Below are 1,211 nucleotides of genomic sequence, written 5' to 3' on the forward strand. Positions count from 1 at the left end.
TCAAGCCGACCGCATAGCCGAGGAACAAGTGACCGGGGAGCGCGTACCGGATGAGTTATGKCGACCGACCACGGACCGGGATTGATGGCGAAGAAGCCTGCCGAGCTGCCTGAAATCGATCTCGACGTCGTTGACGTGAGGCAGGTGGCTATAACGACCGATCCTCAGGGAGAAACGATGATCAGCCTGGAGATGGCCGGCGGCCAGGTCATGAACTTGGTCTTCACGCCCGGGTTGCTGGCCAAGCTCGAAGCCTTCCTCGCGAAGGCCAACGAGGAGCAGGCCAAGATTTCTCACATTCAATAGAGGCAGCACCCGATGTGCGGTCGATTCAGCCAAGCCTACACCTGGGAAGAGATCGTCACCTTCAGCCAACCTCTGACCGTGCCTGCGGATCGGCCGAACCTGCGCGCCCGCTACAACATCCCGCCGACCACCGACGTCGACATCATCGTGAAGACCGAGGCCGGGCGAGAGCTTCGAAAGGCGCGCTGGGGGGCTGATCCCGGGGTGGTGGAAGAAGAATCCTTCGGAAGTCGGGTCGACCCATAACGCTCGCTCCGACCGAATGAGCGACAGCGCGATGTTTCGCTCGGCCTTCGTCAAGCGGCGCTGCATCATCCCGGCAAGCTCGTTCTATGAGTGGACGGGCACGAAGGGCGAAAAGGTCCCGCACCGGATCAGCGCTGCGGATGGCGGATTGCTGGCGTTCGCAGGCCTGTGGGATCGATGGACCGATCCCGAGACCGGCGAGGAGATCGTTTCCTGCACGATTATCACCCGGGACGCCGATAAGTGGATGTCGGCCATCCATCACCGGATGCCAGCAATCCTGCACCCCAGGGATTTCGACGCCTGGCTCGATGGCACCGGTGGGAAGGAGCTCCTCGACCAGCCTCCACCCGAGCTTCGCGAGTGGATCGTCAACAGCAGGATGAACAACGCTAAGGTCGGCGACGACGATCCTGCCACCGAGGAGCCCGTCTCCGCCGAAAGCCCGCCAGCGAAACGTCCGCCCGAGGAACCGCCTCCCCAGGGCAGCTTATTCTAAGCGTTTGGTTCCCCCGCTTGGGTTTCAGCAGACCTATCCGAGGAAACGCTTCACGATCTCCCGCAGCAACCGGGGCAATTCATCGAAAGCGTAAGGAGTGTGCACTMGCTCGAGCCTTTGATGAAATTCCCGTCCCCACGGGCCAATGTTCACAACCGGG

The 1,211-nt window shown here is 61.6% G+C and carries 3 protein-coding genes; all 3 read left to right on the top strand.

Annotated features, from left to right (window positions below):
• Positions 1 to 84: 84 nt before the first annotated feature.
• The 3 genes from AC1DIN_RS29835 to AC1DIN_RS29845 are packed head-to-tail and all read left to right on the top strand — an operon-like array spanning position 85 to position 1,051.
• On the top strand, positions 85 to 306 hold the full coding sequence (locus tag AC1DIN_RS29835) for a hypothetical protein (protein ID WP_476812347.1): 222 nt from the start codon (positions 85 to 87) through the stop codon (positions 304 to 306).
• A gap of 12 nt (positions 307 to 318) precedes the next feature.
• Complete coding sequence (locus AC1DIN_RS29840) at positions 319 to 552, top strand: SOS response-associated peptidase family protein (protein WP_476812348.1); 234 nt, start codon at positions 319 to 321, stop codon at positions 550 to 552.
• Positions 503 to 1,051 carry an SOS response-associated peptidase gene (locus AC1DIN_RS29845; RefSeq protein WP_476812349.1) on the top strand — a complete coding sequence of 183 codons (549 nt, stop codon included), beginning with the start codon at positions 503 to 505 and terminating at the stop codon, positions 1,049 to 1,051. Before AC1DIN_RS29840 ends, AC1DIN_RS29845 begins: the two co-directional genes overlap by 50 nt.
• Positions 1,052 to 1,211 lie beyond the last annotated feature (160 nt).

Source organism: Allobosea sp. 05T438 (assembly GCF_056396025.1).